Below are 17,197 nucleotides of genomic sequence, written 5' to 3' on the forward strand. Positions count from 1 at the left end.
CTCTTCAGGGGCCGGCGGGTCGCCGCCTACCAGAACATGACCGTCTCAGACGGTGGTGACGACCTCGTCGTAGGCCAGGCGCGGGGAGCGCGGGAACCAGGCGTCGGGGCCCGGCTTGCCGATGTTGACCACCATCAGCGGGGTGTGGTCGTCGTCGAGGAACTCCTTGCGGACGCCCTCGAAGTCCAGACCGGTCATCGGGCCGGCGGCCAGACCGGCGGCGCGGACGCCGATGATGAAGTAGGCGGCCTGGAGGGCGGCGTTGAGCGCGGCGCTGGGCTCACGCACCTCGCGGGCGCCGAAGAAGGCGTCCTTGGCCTGGGGGAAGTGCGGGAAGAGCTGGGGCAGCTCCTCGTGGAACTCGTTGTCGGCGGAGAGGATCGCGACCAGCGGGGCGGTGGCGGTCTTCTGCTTGTTGCCGTCGGCCATGTGCTGCACCAGGCGCTCGCGGGCCTCGGCCGAGCGGACCAGGGTGACGCGCAGCGGCGACTGGTTCATGGAGGTCGGGCCGAACTTGACCAGGTCGTAGATCGCCTGGACCTGCTCGTCGGTCACCGGCTCGTCGGTGAAGGTGTTCGCGGTGCGGGCCTCGCGGAACAGCAGGTCCTGGGCGGCGGGGTCGAGAACGAGAGACATCTGAACCTTCTCGGGATGTGCGTCCGGCCCTGAGGTGCAGGACCGGCTGACTTCACCGACCATAAGCGAGGTGAAGTTCAAGTTTCAATCAAACGCGGAGTGTGGTGATCCGCTTCACAGCCGCCCTCTCGCCGAGGGCGCCTGCCCGCGATCACCTCCCGAAGGCGCCCCTCGCCCCGGGGCCGCAGCGCCGAGCGGCTACCCCGCCGAGCCCTCGGCCTCTGCGTCCTCCGCCTCCTCGGCGAGCGCCGCGTCCAGCCGCGCCCGCGCGCCCTCCAGCCACCGCCGGCACACCTTGGCCAGCTCCTCGCCCCGCTCCCAGAGAGCGAGCGACTCCTCCAGCGTCGTGCCGCCCGCCTCCAGCCGCCGCACGACCTCGATCAGCTCGTCACGGGCCTGCTCGTACCCGAGCGCCTCGTCCACCCTGCCGGTCATTCGCTCACTCCTGGACATCGACTCGTACGTTGAACTCGCCCTCGGCGACCCGCGCCCGCAGCGCCTCCTGCGGCGCCACCTCGCCCGGGTCCCGGACGACATGCCCGTCCGCCCGCTGGAGCACGGCGTAGCCACGCTTCAGCGTCGCCGCGGGGGAGAGGGCCACCACGCGCGCGTGGGTGTGGCCCAGTTCGGAATCCGCCCGGTCGAGGAGATGACCGAGGGTCCGCCGGGCCCGGCCGAGCAGGGACGCCACCTGGTCCTCCCGCTCGTCGACCATCCGGTGCGGGTCCTCCATCGAGGGCCGGGCCAGCGCATGGGCCAGACCGCGCTCCTCCCGGTCGACCAGCCCCTGCACGCACCGCCGGGCCCGGTCGCGCAGCATCCGCACCCGCTCGTACTCCTCGCCGACGTCCGGTACGACCTTCTTCGCCGCGTCCGTCGGCGTCGAGGCCCGCAGATCGGCCACGTAGTCGAGGAGCGGGGTGTCGGGCTCGTGCCCGATCGCGGACACCACCGGCGTACGGCAGGCGGCGACCGCACGGACCAACTGCTCGTCGGAGAACGGCAGCAGGTCCTCCACACTGCCGCCGCCGCGCGCGACGATGATCACGTCCACCTCGTCGAGCGCGTCGAGCTCCTTCACCGCCTGCACGACCTGCGGGACGGCGTGCACCCCCTGCACGGGGACGTTGCGCACCTCGAAGCGGACGGCGGGCCAGCGATGCCGGGCGTTCTCCAGCACATCGCGCTCCGCCGCCGAGGCGCGGCCGCAGACCAGCCCGACGAGCTGCGGCAGGAACGGCAGCGCCTTCTTCCGCTCGGGCGCGAACAGCCCCTCCGCCGTCAGCGACTTCTTCAGCTGCTCCAGCCGGGCCAGCAGCTCGCCGACGCCCACGGGCCGGATCTCCGCGGCCCGCAGCGACAGCTGCCCACGCGGCGCGTACCACTCGGGCTTCGCGAGGACGACGACCCGGGCGCCCTCGCCCACGACATCGGAGACCGCGTCGAACACCTGCCGGTAGCAGGTGACGCTGACGGAGATGTCGTACGACGGGTCGCGCAGCGTCAGGAACACCACCCCGGCACCCGGGCGCCGCGACAGCTGGGTGATCTGCCCCTCGACCCACACCGCGCCGAGCCGGTCGATCCATCCCCCGATGAGCCGCGAGACCTCGCCGACGGGCATCGGGGCGTCCGCGGACGTGTTCACAGCCATGCGCCCGAGCGTAACGGCCGGTACCGACAATGCGGCCCGGCCCAGGCCGAGTCGGCACCGGGATCGGCACCGGGATCGGCCACGCCCGGCGACCGGCGGACGGGGAGGCCGGCGACCGGGCCGCCGACCCGCCGCCGACCCGCCGCCGGCCTCCCCGGGCGGACCGGGGGCGGGCGATCCGTGCCCCTCGGACGCGGCCTTACGATGGGTCCCATGACTGCTTCGCCTGGCCGCCGTGTCCTGCTCGCCGCCCCCCGTGGCTACTGCGCGGGTGTGGACCGCGCCGTGATCGCCGTCGAGAAGGCCCTCGAACAGTACGGGGCCCCGATCTACGTCCGGCACGAGATCGTGCACAACAAGTACGTCGTGCAGACCCTGGAGCGGAAGGGCGCGATCTTCGTCGAGCGGACGGAGGAGGTGCCCGAGGGGAACATCGTCATGTTCTCCGCGCACGGCGTCGCCCCCGTCGTCCACGAGGAGGCCGCGCGCGGCCGCCTCGCCACCATCGACGCGACCTGCCCGCTGGTCACCAAGGTCCACAAGGAAGCCGTCCGCTTCGCCAACGAGGACTTCGACATCCTGCTGATCGGGCACGAGGGCCACGAGGAGGTCATCGGCACCTCCGGCGAGGCCCCCGACCACATCCAGCTCGTCGACGGCCCCGCCGACGTCGCCAAGGTCGAGGTCCGTGACCCGTCCCGGGTCGTCTGGCTCTCGCAGACCACCCTCTCCGTCGACGAGACCATGGAGACCGTCGACGCGCTGAAGGAGAAGTTCCCGCAGCTCATCTCGCCGCCCAGCGACGATATCTGCTACGCCACGCAGAACCGTCAGCTGGCCGTGAAGCAGATGGGCGCCGAGGCGGACCTGGTGATCGTGGTCGGCTCGCGCAACTCCTCCAACTCCGTCCGGCTCGTCGAGGTCGCCAAGCTCGCCGGCGCGCGCGCCGCGCATCTGGTGGACTTCGCCAGCGAGATCGACGAGGCCTGGCTGGAGGGCGTGAGCACGGTCGGCGTCACCTCGGGCGCGTCGGTGCCCGAGGTGCTGGTCGAGGAGGTCCTGGCCTGGCTGTCCGAGCGCGGCTACGCGGACGTCGAGCTGGTCAAGGCGGCCGAGGAGTCCATCACCTTCTCGCTGCCCAAGGAGCTCCGCCGCGATCTGCGCGAGGAGGCCGCGGCCCTGGCCGCCGAGCGCGGCGGGTCCGGCGCGGTCACCGACTCCGGGGAGTGACCATCAGCCCTACGTCGTAACGTAGGGCCATGCAGATCTTCGGCGTGGACATCGGTGGATCCGGGATCAAGGGCGCTCCCGTGGACCTGGACATGGGCGACCTCGCCCAGGAGCGGTGCAAAGTGCTCACCCCGCACCCGGCGACTCCGGACGGAGTCGCCGACGGGGTGAAGCAGGTCGTCGACCACTTCGGCTGGACCGGACCGGTCGGACTCACCTTCCCGGGCGTGGTCACCGGCGGGTCCACCATCCGTACGGCGGCCAACGTCGACAAGAGCTGGGTCGACCTGGACGCGCGCGCGTTGTTCAGCGAACGGCTGGGCGGTCTGCCGGTCACCGTGGTCAACGACGCGGACGCGGCGGGCGTCGCCGAGATGGAGTTCGGCGCGGGCCGGGGCCGCCGGGGCACGGTCATCCTGCTGACCTTCGGCACCGGGATCGGCAGTGCCCTCTTCGTCGACGGGACGCTCGTCCCCAACACCGAGCTGGGCCACCTCGAACTGAACGGTCACGACGCGGAGAAGCGCGCCTCCAGCAAGGCCAAGGAGGACGGCGAGCTGACCTGGGAGCACTGGTCGCGCCGGGTCACGAAGTACCTCGCCCATGTCGAGATGCTGTTCTCGCCCGAGCTGTTCATCATCGGCGGCGGCGTCAGCCGCAAGTCGGAGAAGTTCCTCCCCTTCATCGAGGGCATCAAGGCCGAGATCGTCCCGGCCCAGCTCCAGAACAACGCGGGAATCGTGGGAGCGGCGATGCGGGCCTTCAAGGAGGGCTAGTGCCGCGGCAGCAGGGCCTGTCCGGCGGATCGGGCCGCGGACGCGGGGGCCCCGGGGCTGCGCGGCGCGGGGTCCTCGGGGCTTCGTGACGCGGGGTCCAGGGACCTCGGCGCAGTGGGTCCTGGCGGCCGCCGGGACCCCGTGGCCGTGGGTTCTGCCGTGGGTCCCCGGCCGCCGGGTTCACCTCGGCGCCGGGCTCACCGGGGGCCGTCGGCGCCGGTTCCGCGCACGGACCCGCCGCACGATCGCGATCAGCGCGGCGACGAGCGTTCCGCCGTACAGCCACCCGGCCTGGGTGGCGAGCACCGTGATCATTCCCATCAGCCGGCTGCCGAGCCCGCCGCCGCCGTCGGCCATCGACAGCGCCCCCGCCGTGAAGGCGATCGGCACCACGACCGGCGCGGTCAGCAGGTCCCCCCGGCGCACCCACAGCGCGGTCAGCGCGCACACCGGCAGGAACAGCACCCCGTACACCGTCGGCGCCCCGTCGAACAGCAGCAGGTCGAGCCAGCCGAGCAGGACCATCACCGCCCCGCAGAACAGCCCGCCGCCCAGCCCGGTCAGCCGCGGTCCGGACGCCTGCCCGGCGGGCCGGGCGACCGGGGGAGCGGGCCGTCGTAACGTCACCTGGCGGCGCTGCACGGGTCCGCCCGCGGGAGCGCTCACCCGCGCCGGGCGGACGGACGGCGCGGGCCGGGACGAGGGCGCGGGGCGGCCGGACGGGGGTACGGGAGCGGAGGACGGCCGGGCGGGCCGCGCCGCGCCCGCACCGCCGCGTCTGCCCTGCGGGGGCAGCGGCGGGGGTGTGCCGCGTCGTGGTCCGTGCTGCTGGGGGCGCGTCCTGGGTTGCTCCACTGGACCAACTTAGGTCGGTTTATGTGTCGAACGACTCCTCAGACACGCCGGTGGGCCCGGCTTGGCCATGCGTTCGACACGAATCCGGTACGGGCCCCGGCACGCCGTAGACTGGTGGATCGGCCCCCTTGTCCCCACCCCTCTCACGTAACGGGAAGTCGCAACGTGTCGCTCACGATCGGAATCGTCGGTCTGCCGAATGTCGGCAAGTCGACCCTGTTCAACGCCCTGACCAAGAACGACGTGCTGGCGGCCAACTACCCGTTCGCCACGATCGAGCCCAACGTGGGCGTCGTCGGCGTCCCGGACGCCCGGCTCACGAAGTTGGCCGAGATCTTCTCCTCGCAGCGCGTCCTGCCGGCCACCGTCGACTTCGTCGACATCGCGGGCATCGTGCGCGGTGCCTCCGAGGGCGAGGGCCTGGGCAACAAGTTCCTCGCGAACATCCGCGAGTCGGACGCGATCTGCCAGGTCATCCGTGCCTTCAAGGACGAGAACGTCGTCCACGTCGACGGCAAGGTCTCGCCCAAGGACGACATCGAGACGATCAACACCGAGCTGATCCTCGCCGACCTCCAGACCATCGAGAAGGTCCTGCCGCGCCTCCAGAAGGAGTCGCGGATCAAGAAGGACATCGCGCCGAAGGTCGCGGCGGTCGAGGCGGCCAAGGAGATCCTGGAGAAGGGCGACACCCTGTTCTCCGCGGGCATCGCCCAGGGCTCCGGCAAGGAGGAGCTGCTGCACGACCTGCACCTGCTCACCACCAAGCCGTTCCTCTACGTCTTCAACGTCGACGAGGACGAACTGGTCGACGAGGACTTCAAGGCCGAGCAGCGCGCCCTGGTCGCCCCCGCCGAGGCGATCTTCCTCAACGCCAAGCTGGAGCAGGACCTCGCCGAGCTCGACGAGGCGGACGCCATGGAGCTCCTGGAGTCGGTCGGCGCCGAGGAGCCGGGCCTGGCCACCCTCGCCCGCGTCGGCTTCAACACCCTCGGCCTGCAGACCTACCTCACGGCAGGCCCCAAGGAGTCCCGCGCCTGGACGATCAAGAAGGGCGCGACGGCCCCCGAGGCCGCCGGTGTGATCCACACCGACTTCCAGAAGGGCTTCATCAAGGCCGAGGTCATCTCCTTCGAGGACCTGGTCGAGACGGGCTCGGTCGCCGAGGCCCGCGCCAAGGGCAAGGCCCGCATGGAGGGCAAGGAGTACGTCATGCAGGACGGCGACGTGGTGGAGTTCCGCTTCAACGTCTGACGACCGATCCGTCAATGACGCTGCCCGGCCGGCCTGTTGGCCGGCCGGGCAGAGCTGTCTGTCCGGGCGGGCCTCGTCCGTGAGGTGCTGCGGCCGACGGCCACCCGGTCCCGGCGCGGCTGCGGTCGGCCCTTCAGACCTTGACGACCTCTACGGAAGGGCCGCACAGGAGTGCCAGGTCCTCGGGGTCGGAAGTGAGGACGGTGACGGGCTGGGGTGCGTCGACGGCGATGACGGCGAAGGCCGCATCGATGGCGTACTTGTGTCCGTGGAGGTGACGGGTCCGCAGCAGGGCCGCGGCCTCGGTGACCGTGCCGGCCTGTCAGCTGTTGCGTGGCGGTGTGAGCTTGTCGAGGTCCAGGCTGATCTCGAAGGGCACCGGGCGGCGGAGGGCGCCCCGGAAGATTCCGGCGGGGGCGTAGGCGCCGGTCGGCCCGTCGAGTTCGTAGACGAGGCGGCCGTGCCAGGCCCGCTGCGGCGACATCATGAAGACAAGCGCTCCGTCGATGAGCTCGGTGTGTCCCGGCGCCTCGGGGAGGCTGTCCAGGTCCTCCGCGAACCAGCCTTCCGCGCGCGGCGGGCGCATCCGGTCGGGCAGTCCGGTCATGGCCTCACGGTAGCGGCCCGCGGCCGGGCGCGAAGGGCTGAACGATCTCGGGCAGGGGAATTCCGGTGCCTCGCCTTGCCGTACCTCCGGGATCCGCGTTCGCCGCCCGACCGGCGTCACGCCCCGGGGCGGGGCGCGCTTACCATGCGCCAAGGTCGTACGTCAGTTCTCGTCTTTCGTTTCTCGTCTCTTCCGCATCCGGGAATCCTCGGCCGCCGTACCCGAGTCGCCCGCCGCCCGTCACCTGCCGCCCCGTCAGAACCAGGAGCACGGTAGCCGTGTCCATACCTCCGCCCCCCGGGACCCACGACCCCGGGCAGCCCCAGCAGCCGCAGGGTCCCTACCAGGCGCCGCCGCCCGTTCCGTACCCGCCGCAGTACGGGGTCTACGGGCAGCCTCCGTACCAGACCTGGGGGCAGGGCTACAGCCCGTTCAACCGGCCCGCGCCCGTCAACGGCCTGGCCATCGCCTCCCTGGTCCTCGGCGTCCTGTGCTTTTTGCCCGCGGCGGGACTGGTGCTGGGGATCATCGCGCTGGTGCAGATCAAGCGACGCGGCGAGCGCGGCAAGGGGCTGGCGATCGGCGGGACGGTGATGTCGTCGATCGGGCTCGTGCTGTGGGCGCTGGTGCTCGCCACGGGCGCGGCGCACGACGCCTGGGAGGGGTTCGAGGAGGGCACCACGAACAGCGTGAGCGTGCCGGTCGGCGTCGGTGAGTGCTTCGACGCGCCGGGCGCGCAGGACGGCTACACCTACGACGTCGACGTGGTCCCCTGCGAGGGCGAGCACGACGGCGAGGCGTTCGCCGTGTTCGACCTGCGCAAGGGTGCCGACTACCCGGACGACTCCTACCCCGGCGAGACCCATGTCACGGACATCGCCGACGACAGGTGCTACCCGCTCCTGGACCGTTATGCGATGGACCCCTGGGCCGTTCCCGAGGACGTCGACGTGTACTACTTCACCCCGACCGAGGAGTCCTGGGACGTCGGCGACCGCGGGATCACCTGCTTCTTCGGCAACACGGACGAGGACGCCACGCTGACCGGCTCGCTGCGCAACGACGCCTCGATGCTCGACGCCGACCAGGAGGCCTTCCTGAAGGCGGGCCGCGCCCTGGACGCCGCGCTCGCGCAGGAGCCCCTGGACTACCCCGAGAAGGACCTGAAGAACAACACGGACTGGGCGGGCGACGTCGAGGACGGGCTCGCGGCGCAGGCCGCGGCGCTGCGCGCGCACGAGTGGCCGGCCGCCGCCGAGCGGCCCGTGGCCGCGCTGGTGAAGGACGTGGAGGCCGCCCGCAAGGAGTGGGCGAAGGCCGCCGCGGCCGACGACGCGGACACGTTCTACGCGCACTACGACAGCGGGTACGAGTTCATCGACGACGCCGCCACTGTCACCGCGCGCGAGGCTCTGGGGCTGGCCACCACCCCGCCGTCGTACGACGACTACGGCGACGGTGCGGGCGACGGCGGGCGTGGGGGGAACCTCGATGTGTGAGCGCGGCCGGAGTGGGGAGAAAGTGCCTGCGTAAAGCCCTCCACAACCGCAAGTCATCACATCGAGTGATTCTCTGGCCTTTGCTTGCACGAGACGACCCACGGTTGCCAGGCTGTTGCTGTCTGTACAACCTGATGGGAGCGGCCAGTGACATTCGGTGAGCAGCCGGCGTATCTGCGCGTCGCGGGTGATCTCCGCAAGAAGATCGTCGACGGCTCGCTGCCACCGCACACCCGGCTGCCCTCCCAGGCCAGAATCCGCGAGGAGTACGGCGTCTCGGACACCGTCGCCCTGGAGGCGCGCAAGGTGCTGATGGCCGAGGGGCTCGTCGAGGGCCGGTCCGGCTCGGGGACGTATGTGCGCGAGCGGCCCGTGCCGCGCCGGATCGCCCGCTCCGGGTTCCGCCCGACCGGCGGCGCGACCCCCTTCCGCCAGGAGCAGGCCGACGCGGACACCCGCGGCACCTGGGAGTCCAGCAGCGCACAGGCGGAGGCGAGCGGCGCGGTCGCCGAGCGGCTCGGCATCAAGCCCGGCGACCGCGTGATGTGCACGCGGTACGTGTTCCGGGAGGCCGGCGAGGTGATGATGCTCTCCACCTCCTGGGAGCCGCTCGCCGTGACCGGCCGCACGCCGGTGATGCTGCCCGAGGAGGGGCCGCTCGGCGGGATGGGCGTGGTCGAGCGGATGCGCGCCATCGACGTCATCGTGGACAACGTCACCGAGGAGGTCGGCGCCCGCCCCGGCCTCGCGGAGGAACTCCTCGCGCTGGGCGGGGTCCCCGGCCATGTCGTCCTCGTCGTCCAGCGCACGTACTACGCCTCGGGGCGCCCGGTGGAGACGGCCGACGTGGTCGTCCCGGCGGACCGCTACCGGGTCGCCTACCACCTTCCCGTGAAGTAGCGCACAACCTCTGTCCACCGCCCCCGGACGGCGCTCGGTCGAGCCCGTCCGGGGCGCTGTTGTTTTCCGGTCGTTCTCGCAGGTCGTCCTGGGTGTCTCCGGCATGCCGCCGACCGGTTGCCGTGCACTGTGCGCAGGGCGCGTCCGATGGTGCGCGCCCCCGGGGCTGGCCGGTTGCGTACCTCTTTGTGAAAAGCCGTATTCGCTGCGTGAAGGTTAGGCGTAGGCTCGGGCATATGCGGATTGCGGTTTCGTTAGAAGGCGGGGCGCGGGGCGAAGCGCGGGCGGGAGGGGTGCGATGAACGACGGCGGCACGATCGCTCTTCCCTGGCTCGTCATACGGCAGGACGACAACGGCAATCGCTATCGCGTGGGCAGGTACGCGACCCGCGCCGAGGCGCAGAAGATCGCGGACAGTCTCGACCACCGCGGACACAAGCAGCTGTACTGGGTCGAGCGGATCGGGCAGCACGACGAGGCCACCCGCAACTGACCTGCCCGCCATCCCGCTCCCGTAGGCTCCGGCCCATGACGGAACGGATCGCGGTGGTCGGGGCCGCCCTGCTCGACGACGGCCGCCTGCTCGCCGCGCGCCGCAGCGCGCCCCCCGAACTGGCCGGACGCTGGGAGCTGCCCGGCGGCAAGGTCGAGCCGGGCGAGACGCCCGAGGCGGCTCTCGTGCGCGAGCTGCGCGAGGAACTCGGCGTCGAGGCCGAGGTCGTCGAGCGCGTACCGGGCCGATGGCCGTTGAGGCCGCCGTACGTCCTGTGCGTGTGGACCGCGCGGCTGCGCGCCGGCTCCGCCGCCCCGAAGCCCCTCCAGGACCACGACGAACTGCGCTGGCTCACCCCCGCCGAGATCTGGGACGTGGACTGGCTGGAGCAGGACGTGCCCGCCGTGCGGGAGACGCTCGCGCGCCTGCATGCGGACGCCGGCGCCGGGGCTGACGCGGACACCCTCTGAGCTTCCCGTACGCCGTTTGTGCCACAGTGCGCCCCCGAACGCGGTATCGCGCACCGGATGTCGGGTATGTGCCCATTAACCCCTCGAAACCGGACATGGGGCGATCCGCTTGCCCGGGAAGTGATCGGCGTGATCGACACCGAAGGCGACTGCACCGAATGGACCTTTCCCGCAGACCCCGGCGCGGCCCGCGCCGCGCGCACGGTGGTCCGGGAGCGGCTGCGGGGCTGGGAACTCGAATCCGTCAGTGACATGGCGGCCCTGCTGGTCAGCGAACTCGTGACCAACTCCCTGCGCCATGCGACCGGTCCGATCGGAGTCCGTCTCGTGCGCCCCTCCCGGCAGCGCGGAGTGCTGGTGGAGGTCTCTGACCCGCTGCCCGACCCGCCCCGCGAGCGCGCCGCCCGCCCGGAGGACGAGAGCGGCCGCGGCCTGCAGCTGGTCGCGTCCTCCTCGCGCCGCTGGGGCACCCGCCCCGGGTCCGCGGGCAAGATCGTGTGGTTCGAGCTCGCGGTGCCGGACTGAGGCCTCGCGTGCCGGACTGAGGCATTGAAACCAGGTCTTTCGAGCGGTTTCGGAGCGTATGTCGCCCGAAGTCGTCTGTACGCGCGCCCTCGTACTGTCGACTGGCCGATTCAGGTCGACGATGATCCCCCGCGGACGTGGTTCGACGGCGTGTTCGCTGGTTAGAAGACTGGAAGTGTTGTCACGGACAGGTCCGAAAAGAACCTGGACCGTGCTGTGATCGTGAACACCGTGTCGTGCGGCACCGTAGTGCTGGATACTGCGGGCAGCCGCCCCCGGTGACCGGTGCCGGGCGCGGTGAGCTGGAGGGGACGGTTCGCGTGAGCGAGATACCAGCGAAGGCGACGGAGTCCGAGGACCCGTCGGGCGGAGCGAGGGCGGATGCCTCGGGCACCGCTGCCCACGCGGAGGTGCCGTCCGGCGATCCCCTGTGGCAGATCAGTCCGCCCGGCTCGATGTACGACTACATCCGGGTCGCGTCCTTCTCCATCGGCCCCGACGGTTTCGTGGACCAGTGGAGCCTGCGGGCCGAGGAGATCTTCGGTATCCCGGCCGAGCGCGCCGTGGGCATGGATCCCATCCAGGCCTTCGTCGACCCCGACCTGCGCGAGCGCGGTCAGCGCAAGATGGCCGAGATCCTCGACGGCCGGGAGTGGACCGGGGTGGTCCCCTTCCGGATGCCGGACGCCCCGGCGGGAGAGCGCGGCGAGGAGGGGCTCGCCGAGGTCTATGTCATGCCGACCCGGACCACGGAGGGTGACAAGGCCGCCGTCTGTATCGTCGTCGACGTCCGCACCCTGCGCAGCATCGAGACCGACCTCGCCGCCTCGCAGGCGATATTCGGCCAATCTCCGTTCGGCTTCCTGCTGATCGACGCCGACCTGCGGGTGCGCCGCGCCAACCAGCGGTTCGCCTCCATCTTCGGCGGCAGCCCCGACGACCACCGCGGCCAGGGCGTCCACGACTACCTGCCGCGCGGCGAGGCCGACCGGGTCTCCGCGACCCTGCGGCGCGTCCTGGAGACCGGCGACTCCATCACGGACATGCACGTCACGGGCTTCGTACCGGGCTCCGAGGAACGCCGGCACTGGTCCATCAACCTCTACCGCGTACACAGCGGCAGCGGCCGCCCGATCGGCATCGCCTGGCTCGGCACCGACATCACCTCCCGCCGCGCCGCCGCCCGCGAGGCCGCCGCCGCCCGCCGCAACCTCGCCCTGCTGAACGAGGCCGGCGCCCGGATCGGCAACTCCCTCGACCTGGAGACCACCGCCCGCGAACTCCTCGACGTCGTCGTACCGGGGTTCTGCGACCTCGCCACCGTCGACCTCTACCAGGGCCTGCTGGCCGGCGACGAGACCCCGCCCGGCCTCGCCGACGGCAGCGCCGAACTGCGCCGCGTCGCCTTCGCCAGCGCCGTGTCCGACGTGCCCTTCGCGGGCGCCGACCAGCCCGTCGCGGTCGGCGCGGTCCACCACTACCCCTTCAACTCCCCGTGCGCGGACGCCCTGCGCACCGCCCGCCCCGTACACATCCCGGGCGAGGACGGCGGCCTGGTGCAGTCCACGCTCGCCGTCCCGATGGTCGCCCACGACACGGTCGTGGGACTGGCGCAGTTCTCCCGGACGAAGGGCAGCGAGCCGTTCGGCGACCGGGACCGGGACCTGGCGGTGGAGCTGGCGGCACGGGCCGCCGTCTGTATCGACAACGCCCGCCTGTACCGCCGCGAGCACGAGCGGGCGCTGATCCTGCAACGGTCCCTGCTGCCGCCCGGCGATCCGGTCGCCTCCGGCCTGGACATCGCCTGCCGCTATCTGCCCGGCAACGCCTCCACCGGCCGCCCCAGCGAGGTCGGCGGCGACTGGTTCGACGTCATCGAACTCCCGGGCCACCGAACGGCCCTGGTGGTCGGCGACGTGATGGGCCGCGGGCTGCGCGCGGCGGTGGCCATGGGCGAACTGCGCACCGCCGTACGGACCCTGGCCCTCCTCGACCTCGAACCCGCCGAAGTGCTCTCGGCGTTGGACGAGATCGCCCGCGGACTCGGCACCCCCGGCGGGGTCCAGCAGGCCACCCGGGCCGCCCGCCGCCCCCGCGAGGCCGACCTCTCCGAGGTGTACCTCGCGACCTGCGTCTACGCGGTCTACGACTCCGTCACCCGCCGCTGCACCTTCGCCAACGCCGGTCATCTGCCCCCCGTCCTCGTCGAACCGGGCGAGGCCGCGCTGATGCTCGACGTGCCGCCCGGGATGCCGCTCGGCGTCGGCGGCGAGCCCTTCGAGGAGGTGGAGGTCGAACTGCCCGAGGGCGCCCTGCTGGCGCTCTACACGGACGGCCTGGTCGAATCCCGCGACCACCCCCTCGACGAGGGCCTCCAGGCGTTCGTGGGCGCGCTGACCGACCCGACGCGCCCGCTGGAGGACGTCTGCGACCACGTCCTGCGGACCCTCGACACCCACCACGGCGAGGACGACATCGCGCTGCTGATGGCCCGCGTCCAGGGACTGCCCACCGAGTCCGTCGGCGACTGGACGCTGCCGCGCGAGCCGCGCAGTGTCGGCCGCGCCCGCGAGTACGCGCGCGGCCAGCTGCTCAGCTGGGACCTGGAGCCCCTGGTGGACACCACGGAACTCCTCGTCAGCGAGCTGGTCACCAACGCGCTGCGCTACGGCGAGGGCGAGATCCGGCTGCGCCTGCTCCTCGACCGCACCCTGGTGTGCGAGGTCTGGGACGCCGGCCTGGTCCAGCCCCGGCGCAGGCGCGCCCGTGACACCGACGAGGGCGGCCGCGGCCTCCAGCTCGTCGGCCTGCTCTCCGCCGCCTGGGGCTCGCGCCGCACCCCCCGGGGCAAGACGGTGTGGTTCGAACTCCCGCTCCCGGACGGCGAGACGGGCCTCATGGACCCGGCGGAGGCTCTGCTCAGCCTGTTCTGAGCCGTCCGGCGACGGCGTACGACCGCGTACCGCGTTCCGGGCGAGCGTGGTCGGCTGTACGGCGTTCCGGGCGTCCTTGGGCGGGCTGTACGAGCTGTACGGGCGTTCCGAGCGGCCGCGTACGGGGACACTGCGCCATCGGTCGGCCGTACCGGCGTTCCCGGCGTCCAGGGGCGGTCGTGCGGGCGGCGCGGGCCGGCGCACAGGCGTCCCGGACGGTTCCCCGCGGTCAGGTGGGCGCCGGTCCCCTGCGGTCGCGGGTGCGGGGGCCGCCGAAGCTCGGGGGCGTGCCGTCCTGCGCGGCGCCGGGCGACAGCAGGCCGCCGAGCACCGCCCCGGCGAGGCCGCTCTCGTGGGCGGTGGGCCCGTCGTGCGGGTTGCCGTGGGTGCGTACGTCCAGCTCGGCCAGCTCGCGGGCCTGCGTGGCCAGGTCGCCGCAGGCCAGGACATCCGTCAGGACGTCCGCCGGGACACTCACCGAGACGTCCGCCGGGACGCCGACGGGGACGTCGGCCGGGATGTCCGCCGGGACCGCCGCCGGGACGCCCGCCGCACCGTCCTGCGGGGCGCGGCCGTCTGCCCGGCCGTCCATCCGGGCCAGGCAGCGTTCCGCCGCCGCCAGCCGGGTACGGGCCTCGGCGCCCACCACCCCCCGGTGCGTCGCGACGAACCCGCCCGCGCCCGCGACGTCGGACCGGGCGACGAGCGACGCGGCGGCCGCCAGTACCCCGCCCCGCCCGGTGTCCAGCGGCGCGGTCGCCCGGACGACCCGGCGCAGCAGGCCCAGCGGATCGTGCGGACGCGGTGCGGTCACCTCCTGGCGTACGGAGTCCAGCACCGCGTCCGCGTGCAGCAGCCGTGACCGCAGCTCGCCCGAGGGCACCGCGGGCCGCGCCGCGGGACCGGCCGCCCGTACGCTCGCGAGCTGGGCCTCCGCCCCGGTGAGCGCGGCCGGAAGCCACCGCGCGGCCGTCGTCAGCGCCGTGGCGAGGCGGTGCACCTCGTCCACGAACACCGCCGCCTGGGCCACCCCGCCCTCGGCGGCCCGCAGATGCAGGGCGGCCCGGCCGGGCTCGCCGCGATCGGCGGTCTGGCGGGCCCGGTTGAGCCGGGAGGTGGCGAACACCAGCCGGTCCTTGGCCTGTTCGACGTACCCCGTGACCCCGGCGCTCGCCGCGGGCCCGTACCGGGCGGTCAGCTCGGCGAGGGTCGCCTGCGCCGCCCCGGTCCGTCCGGCCAGCTGCCGGAACCGCGCCTCCGCCGCCTCCAGCGCCGCGCCGGCACCGAACTCAGGACCGCGCAGCCGGTCGAGTCCCGCCGCCTCCGCGTCCAGCCGCCGCCCCGCCTCCGCGCACCGGCCGTCGATGCCCGCGAGCGTGTGCCGCCGGGCCGTCTCCTCCGCCGGTACGCCCTCGTCGTAGCGCTGCCGCATCGCGAAGGCGGCGGCCAGTTCGGCCTCCGCCTCCCGCACCGCCCGCGCGTACGGCGCCGCGGGCCCGGGCCCGGACAGGGCCGCCGCGCAGGCGAGTTCCTCCCGGCTGGTGCGTATGCAGTCGTCCGCCTCGACCAGCAAGGCCTGCGTCCGCCGGTCCAGTTCGGCCAGCGGTTCGACGGCGGGCGCGGTGGAAGGCCCGCCGGGGGTCGTGCGGGTCCGGGCCCGCCGGGTGCGCCGTACGTAGCCGTAGCCCGCGACCACGCCTGCCGCGCCCACCGCCGCGAGCGGCAGGACGAGATCGACGGCGGACGCCTGTGCCGCCTGGGCCGCGACCGGGGTGCAGGTGGGCCGAGGGCCGGTGATCGCAACCGGCGGGTCGTGCTGCGTCGTCATCCCTGGCAACACCAGCCACACGAGCCCGAGGACCCCGCCCAGCGCGGCATGTGCCACCTGCACGGGTATGTGCGAGGTCGCACGCCGTGGCCGGCCCCGGAACAAGGATGACGTCACATTTGGGAGCGTATGGCCGCCCATGCGGGCACGCGAGCGGTGTGCGTCCGGGACGGGGCACCAGGGGCGGGCCGAGACACGAGGGGTACATGGGATGGACCACGCAGACACGGACCCGGACGCGAACACGAACCCGGCCGCGAACCCGGCCCCGGCCCCGGACAAGGACACGGCCCCGGACGCGGCCCGGCGTCAGGGCGCAGCCCCGCATCCGGACGCGGAGGCAGCCCGGACCCCGGCCCCGGACGCAGACCCGGGCATGGCCGCGAACCCGGACCCGGCCCCGGAGGCGGACGCAGCCCCGGACGTCGAGGCAGCCCCGGACCCGGCCCCGCACACAGACCCCGACGCCCCCACCCCCGAAACCCCCGACTCCGACTCCGCCCCCGACCCCGCCAGGGGCCGTCCCCGTCGGCTTGCGCGCCGGGCGAGGCGGGTCGCCCTCGGGCTCGTCCTGGCCCTGCTGCTGCCCCTGCTCGCCGCCGAGACCGCCCTGCGGGTGAACTACGCGGGCGACCCCGCCGACGGCACGTACACCCGGGGACGGGACGCGATCTGGCTCGGTCACGCCTGGGTCGACGGGCGCAAGCGCGACGCCGACATCACAGCCCTGGCCCACCGTCTCGACGGCAGCGGCATCCGCGATCTCTATGTCCACGCGGGCCCGCTGGAGCACGACGGGACGCTGCCCAAGTCGGCGTACAAGCAGGCGGGTTGGCTGATATCGGCCGTGCACCGCGAGCTGCCGGGCGTCCGGGTGCAGGCCTGGCTGGGCGACAAGCTGGCCACCGAGGAGCCGGACGGCATGCACCTGGAGCGCACCGCGACCCGCGCGGCGGTCGTCCGCTCCACCCGCGAGGTCCTCGCCGCGGGCTTCGACGGCGTCCACTTCGACCTGGAGCCCCTGCACTCGGGCGACGGCCACTACCTCTCCCTCCTCGACTCCCTGCACAAGGTCACCGCGGCCGCCGGTGTCCCCCTCTCCGTCGCCTCCCACCAGATCGACCCGCTCCCCGCGTTCCACTCCTTCTGGGGAACCGTCGCCGGGCACCCGAAGTGGTGGTCGCAGGAGTTCTTCGGGCAGGTCGCGCGCCGGGTCGACCAGATCGCCGTGATGTCGTACGACACCATGCAGCCGCTGCCGAGCACCTACGGCGGCTATGTCGCCCAGCAGACCGCCCTCGCCCTGGAGGTCACCCCGCCCACCACCGACCTGCTGATGGGGCTGCCGTTCTTCCACGAGAACCGGTTCGGGCACTGGGCACACGCCGAGACCGTCCCCGCCGCCGTCCGGGGGGTCCGCCTGGGCCTGTCCCGCACCGACGCGGACCGCGCCGCCTTCGGGGTCGCCCTGTACGTGGACTTCGCGGCGACGGAGGACGACTGGACGGCGTACCGCACGGACTGGGTCGGCTGACCA

16 protein-coding genes and 1 pseudogene are annotated in these 17,197 nt (G+C 72.9%); 10 read left to right on the plus strand and 7 right to left on the minus strand.

Going from position 1 to position 17,197, the window contains the following annotated elements:
- Positions 1–45: 45 nt before the first annotated feature.
- From ABT085_RS10395 to xseA, 3 genes are all read right to left on the minus strand, one after another.
- Positions 46–636, minus strand: a complete 591-nt coding sequence (locus ABT085_RS10395) for a malonic semialdehyde reductase (protein ID WP_351604335.1) — start codon at positions 634–636, stop codon at positions 46–48.
- 198 nt (positions 637–834) lie between these two features.
- Complete coding sequence (locus ABT085_RS10400; protein ID WP_351604337.1) at positions 835–1,071, minus strand: exodeoxyribonuclease VII small subunit; 237 nt, start codon at positions 1,069–1,071, stop codon at positions 835–837.
- Between the two features lie 4 nt (positions 1,072–1,075).
- Positions 1,076–2,290, minus strand: coding sequence for an exodeoxyribonuclease VII large subunit (gene xseA / locus ABT085_RS10405; RefSeq protein WP_351604339.1), 1,215 nt, complete (start codon positions 2,288–2,290; stop codon positions 1,076–1,078).
- A 204-nt stretch (positions 2,291–2,494) separates the two neighbouring features.
- Between xseA and ABT085_RS10410 the strand changes: the two genes are divergently transcribed.
- Both ABT085_RS10410 and ppgK read left to right on the plus strand, forming a co-directional pair.
- Positions 2,495–3,520 carry a 4-hydroxy-3-methylbut-2-enyl diphosphate reductase gene (locus tag ABT085_RS10410; RefSeq protein ID WP_351604341.1) on the plus strand — a complete coding sequence of 342 codons (1,026 nt, stop codon included), beginning with the start codon at positions 2,495–2,497 and terminating at the stop codon, positions 3,518–3,520.
- Positions 3,521–3,549: 29 nt separating this feature from the next.
- On the plus strand, positions 3,550–4,296 hold the full coding sequence (gene ppgK / locus ABT085_RS10415) for a polyphosphate--glucose phosphotransferase (protein ID WP_351604343.1): 747 nt from the start codon (positions 3,550–3,552) through the stop codon (positions 4,294–4,296).
- Positions 4,297–4,476: 180 nt separating this feature from the next.
- Here the strand turns inward: ppgK and ABT085_RS10420 are convergent, their stop codons facing one another.
- A complete protein-coding gene (locus ABT085_RS10420) occupies positions 4,477–5,151 on the minus strand; it encodes a DUF6542 domain-containing protein (protein ID WP_351604345.1) in 675 nt (224 codons plus the stop codon).
- 165 nt (positions 5,152–5,316) lie between these two features.
- Here ABT085_RS10420 and ychF point away from each other — a divergent pair, with 165 nt between their 5' ends.
- Positions 5,317–6,405: a redox-regulated ATPase YchF gene (gene ychF / locus ABT085_RS10425; RefSeq protein ID WP_351604347.1), complete on the plus strand. Its 1,089-nt coding sequence runs from the start codon at positions 5,317–5,319 to the stop codon at positions 6,403–6,405.
- A gap of 133 nt (positions 6,406–6,538) precedes the next feature.
- On the opposite strand, the pseudogene ABT085_RS10430 reads toward ychF, so the two are convergent.
- Positions 6,539–6,709, minus strand: a pseudogene (locus ABT085_RS10430) (DNA-binding protein); the annotation flags it as partial.
- An 18-nt stretch (positions 6,710–6,727) separates the two neighbouring features.
- A complete protein-coding gene (locus ABT085_RS10435) occupies positions 6,728–7,012 on the minus strand; it encodes a hypothetical protein (protein WP_351604349.1) in 285 nt (94 codons plus the stop codon).
- Between the two features lie 278 nt (positions 7,013–7,290).
- Here ABT085_RS10435 and ABT085_RS10440 point away from each other — a divergent pair, with 278 nt between their 5' ends.
- The 6 genes from ABT085_RS10440 to ABT085_RS10465 all read left to right on the plus strand — a co-directional run bounded on the left by ABT085_RS10440 (position 7,291) and on the right by ABT085_RS10465 (position 13,832).
- A complete protein-coding gene (locus ABT085_RS10440; protein WP_351604351.1) occupies positions 7,291–8,511 on the plus strand; it encodes a DUF4190 domain-containing protein in 1,221 nt (406 codons plus the stop codon).
- Positions 8,512–8,658: 147 nt separating this feature from the next.
- The gene (locus ABT085_RS10445; protein ID WP_351604353.1) at positions 8,659–9,411 is read left to right on the plus strand and encodes a GntR family transcriptional regulator; all 753 of its coding nucleotides are present in this window, start codon (positions 8,659–8,661) and stop codon (positions 9,409–9,411) included.
- 298 nt (positions 9,412–9,709) lie between these two features.
- Positions 9,710–9,904 carry an SPOR domain-containing protein gene (locus ABT085_RS10450; protein WP_351604355.1) on the plus strand — a complete coding sequence of 65 codons (195 nt, stop codon included), beginning with the start codon at positions 9,710–9,712 and terminating at the stop codon, positions 9,902–9,904.
- A 35-nt stretch (positions 9,905–9,939) separates the two neighbouring features.
- A complete protein-coding gene (locus tag ABT085_RS10455) occupies positions 9,940–10,374 on the plus strand; it encodes a (deoxy)nucleoside triphosphate pyrophosphohydrolase (protein WP_351604357.1) in 435 nt (144 codons plus the stop codon).
- Positions 10,375–10,440: 66 nt separating this feature from the next.
- Positions 10,441–10,899: an ATP-binding protein gene (locus ABT085_RS10460; protein WP_351604359.1), complete on the plus strand. Its 459-nt coding sequence runs from the start codon at positions 10,441–10,443 to the stop codon at positions 10,897–10,899.
- Between the two features lie 320 nt (positions 10,900–11,219).
- The gene (locus ABT085_RS10465) at positions 11,220–13,832 is read left to right on the plus strand and encodes a SpoIIE family protein phosphatase (RefSeq protein WP_351604361.1); all 2,613 of its coding nucleotides are present in this window, start codon (positions 11,220–11,222) and stop codon (positions 13,830–13,832) included.
- A 229-nt stretch (positions 13,833–14,061) separates the two neighbouring features.
- Here ABT085_RS10465 and ABT085_RS10470 read toward each other — a convergent pair whose 3' ends face one another.
- Positions 14,062–15,660, minus strand: coding sequence for a hypothetical protein (locus ABT085_RS10470; RefSeq protein ID WP_351604362.1), 1,599 nt, complete (start codon positions 15,658–15,660; stop codon positions 14,062–14,064).
- A gap of 211 nt (positions 15,661–15,871) precedes the next feature.
- Here ABT085_RS10470 and ABT085_RS10475 point away from each other — a divergent pair, with 211 nt between their 5' ends.
- Positions 15,872–17,194, plus strand: a complete 1,323-nt coding sequence (locus ABT085_RS10475) for a glycoside hydrolase family 18 protein (protein WP_351604363.1) — start codon at positions 15,872–15,874, stop codon at positions 17,192–17,194.
- The last annotated feature ends 3 nt before the right edge of the window (positions 17,195–17,197 follow it).

This window comes from Streptomyces sp. NPDC002265 (genome assembly GCF_040296125.1).
Taxonomy (GTDB): Bacteria; Actinomycetota; Actinomycetes; order Streptomycetales; family Streptomycetaceae; genus Streptomyces.

Excerpts from the sequence above, each read along its gene's own strand:
- ABT085_RS10395 (WP_351604335.1), bottom strand. The coding sequence starts at position 636 with ATGTCTCTCGTTCTCGACCCCGCCGCCCAGGACCTGCTGTTCCGCGAG.
- ABT085_RS10400 (WP_351604337.1), bottom strand. The coding sequence starts at position 1,071 with ATGACCGGCAGGGTGGACGAGGCGCTCGGGTACGAGCAGGCCCGTGAC.
- xseA (WP_351604339.1), bottom strand. The coding sequence starts at position 2,290 with ATGGCTGTGAACACGTCCGCGGACGCCCCGATGCCCGTCGGCGAGGTC.
- ABT085_RS10410 (WP_351604341.1), top strand. The coding sequence starts at position 2,495 with ATGGGTCCCATGACTGCTTCGCCTGGCCGCCGTGTCCTGCTCGCCGCC.
- ppgK (WP_351604343.1), top strand. The coding sequence starts at position 3,550 with ATGCAGATCTTCGGCGTGGACATCGGTGGATCCGGGATCAAGGGCGCT.
- ABT085_RS10435 (WP_351604349.1), bottom strand. The coding sequence starts at position 7,012 with ATGACCGGACTGCCCGACCGGATGCGCCCGCCGCGCGCGGAAGGCTGG.
- ABT085_RS10450 (WP_351604355.1), top strand. The coding sequence starts at position 9,710 with ATGAACGACGGCGGCACGATCGCTCTTCCCTGGCTCGTCATACGGCAG.
- ABT085_RS10455 (WP_351604357.1), top strand. The coding sequence starts at position 9,940 with ATGACGGAACGGATCGCGGTGGTCGGGGCCGCCCTGCTCGACGACGGC.
- ABT085_RS10460 (WP_351604359.1), top strand. The coding sequence starts at position 10,441 with ATGTGCCCATTAACCCCTCGAAACCGGACATGGGGCGATCCGCTTGCC.
- ABT085_RS10470 (WP_351604362.1), bottom strand. The coding sequence starts at position 15,660 with ATGACGACGCAGCACGACCCGCCGGTTGCGATCACCGGCCCTCGGCCC.
- ABT085_RS10475 (WP_351604363.1), top strand. The coding sequence starts at position 15,872 with ATGGACCACGCAGACACGGACCCGGACGCGAACACGAACCCGGCCGCG.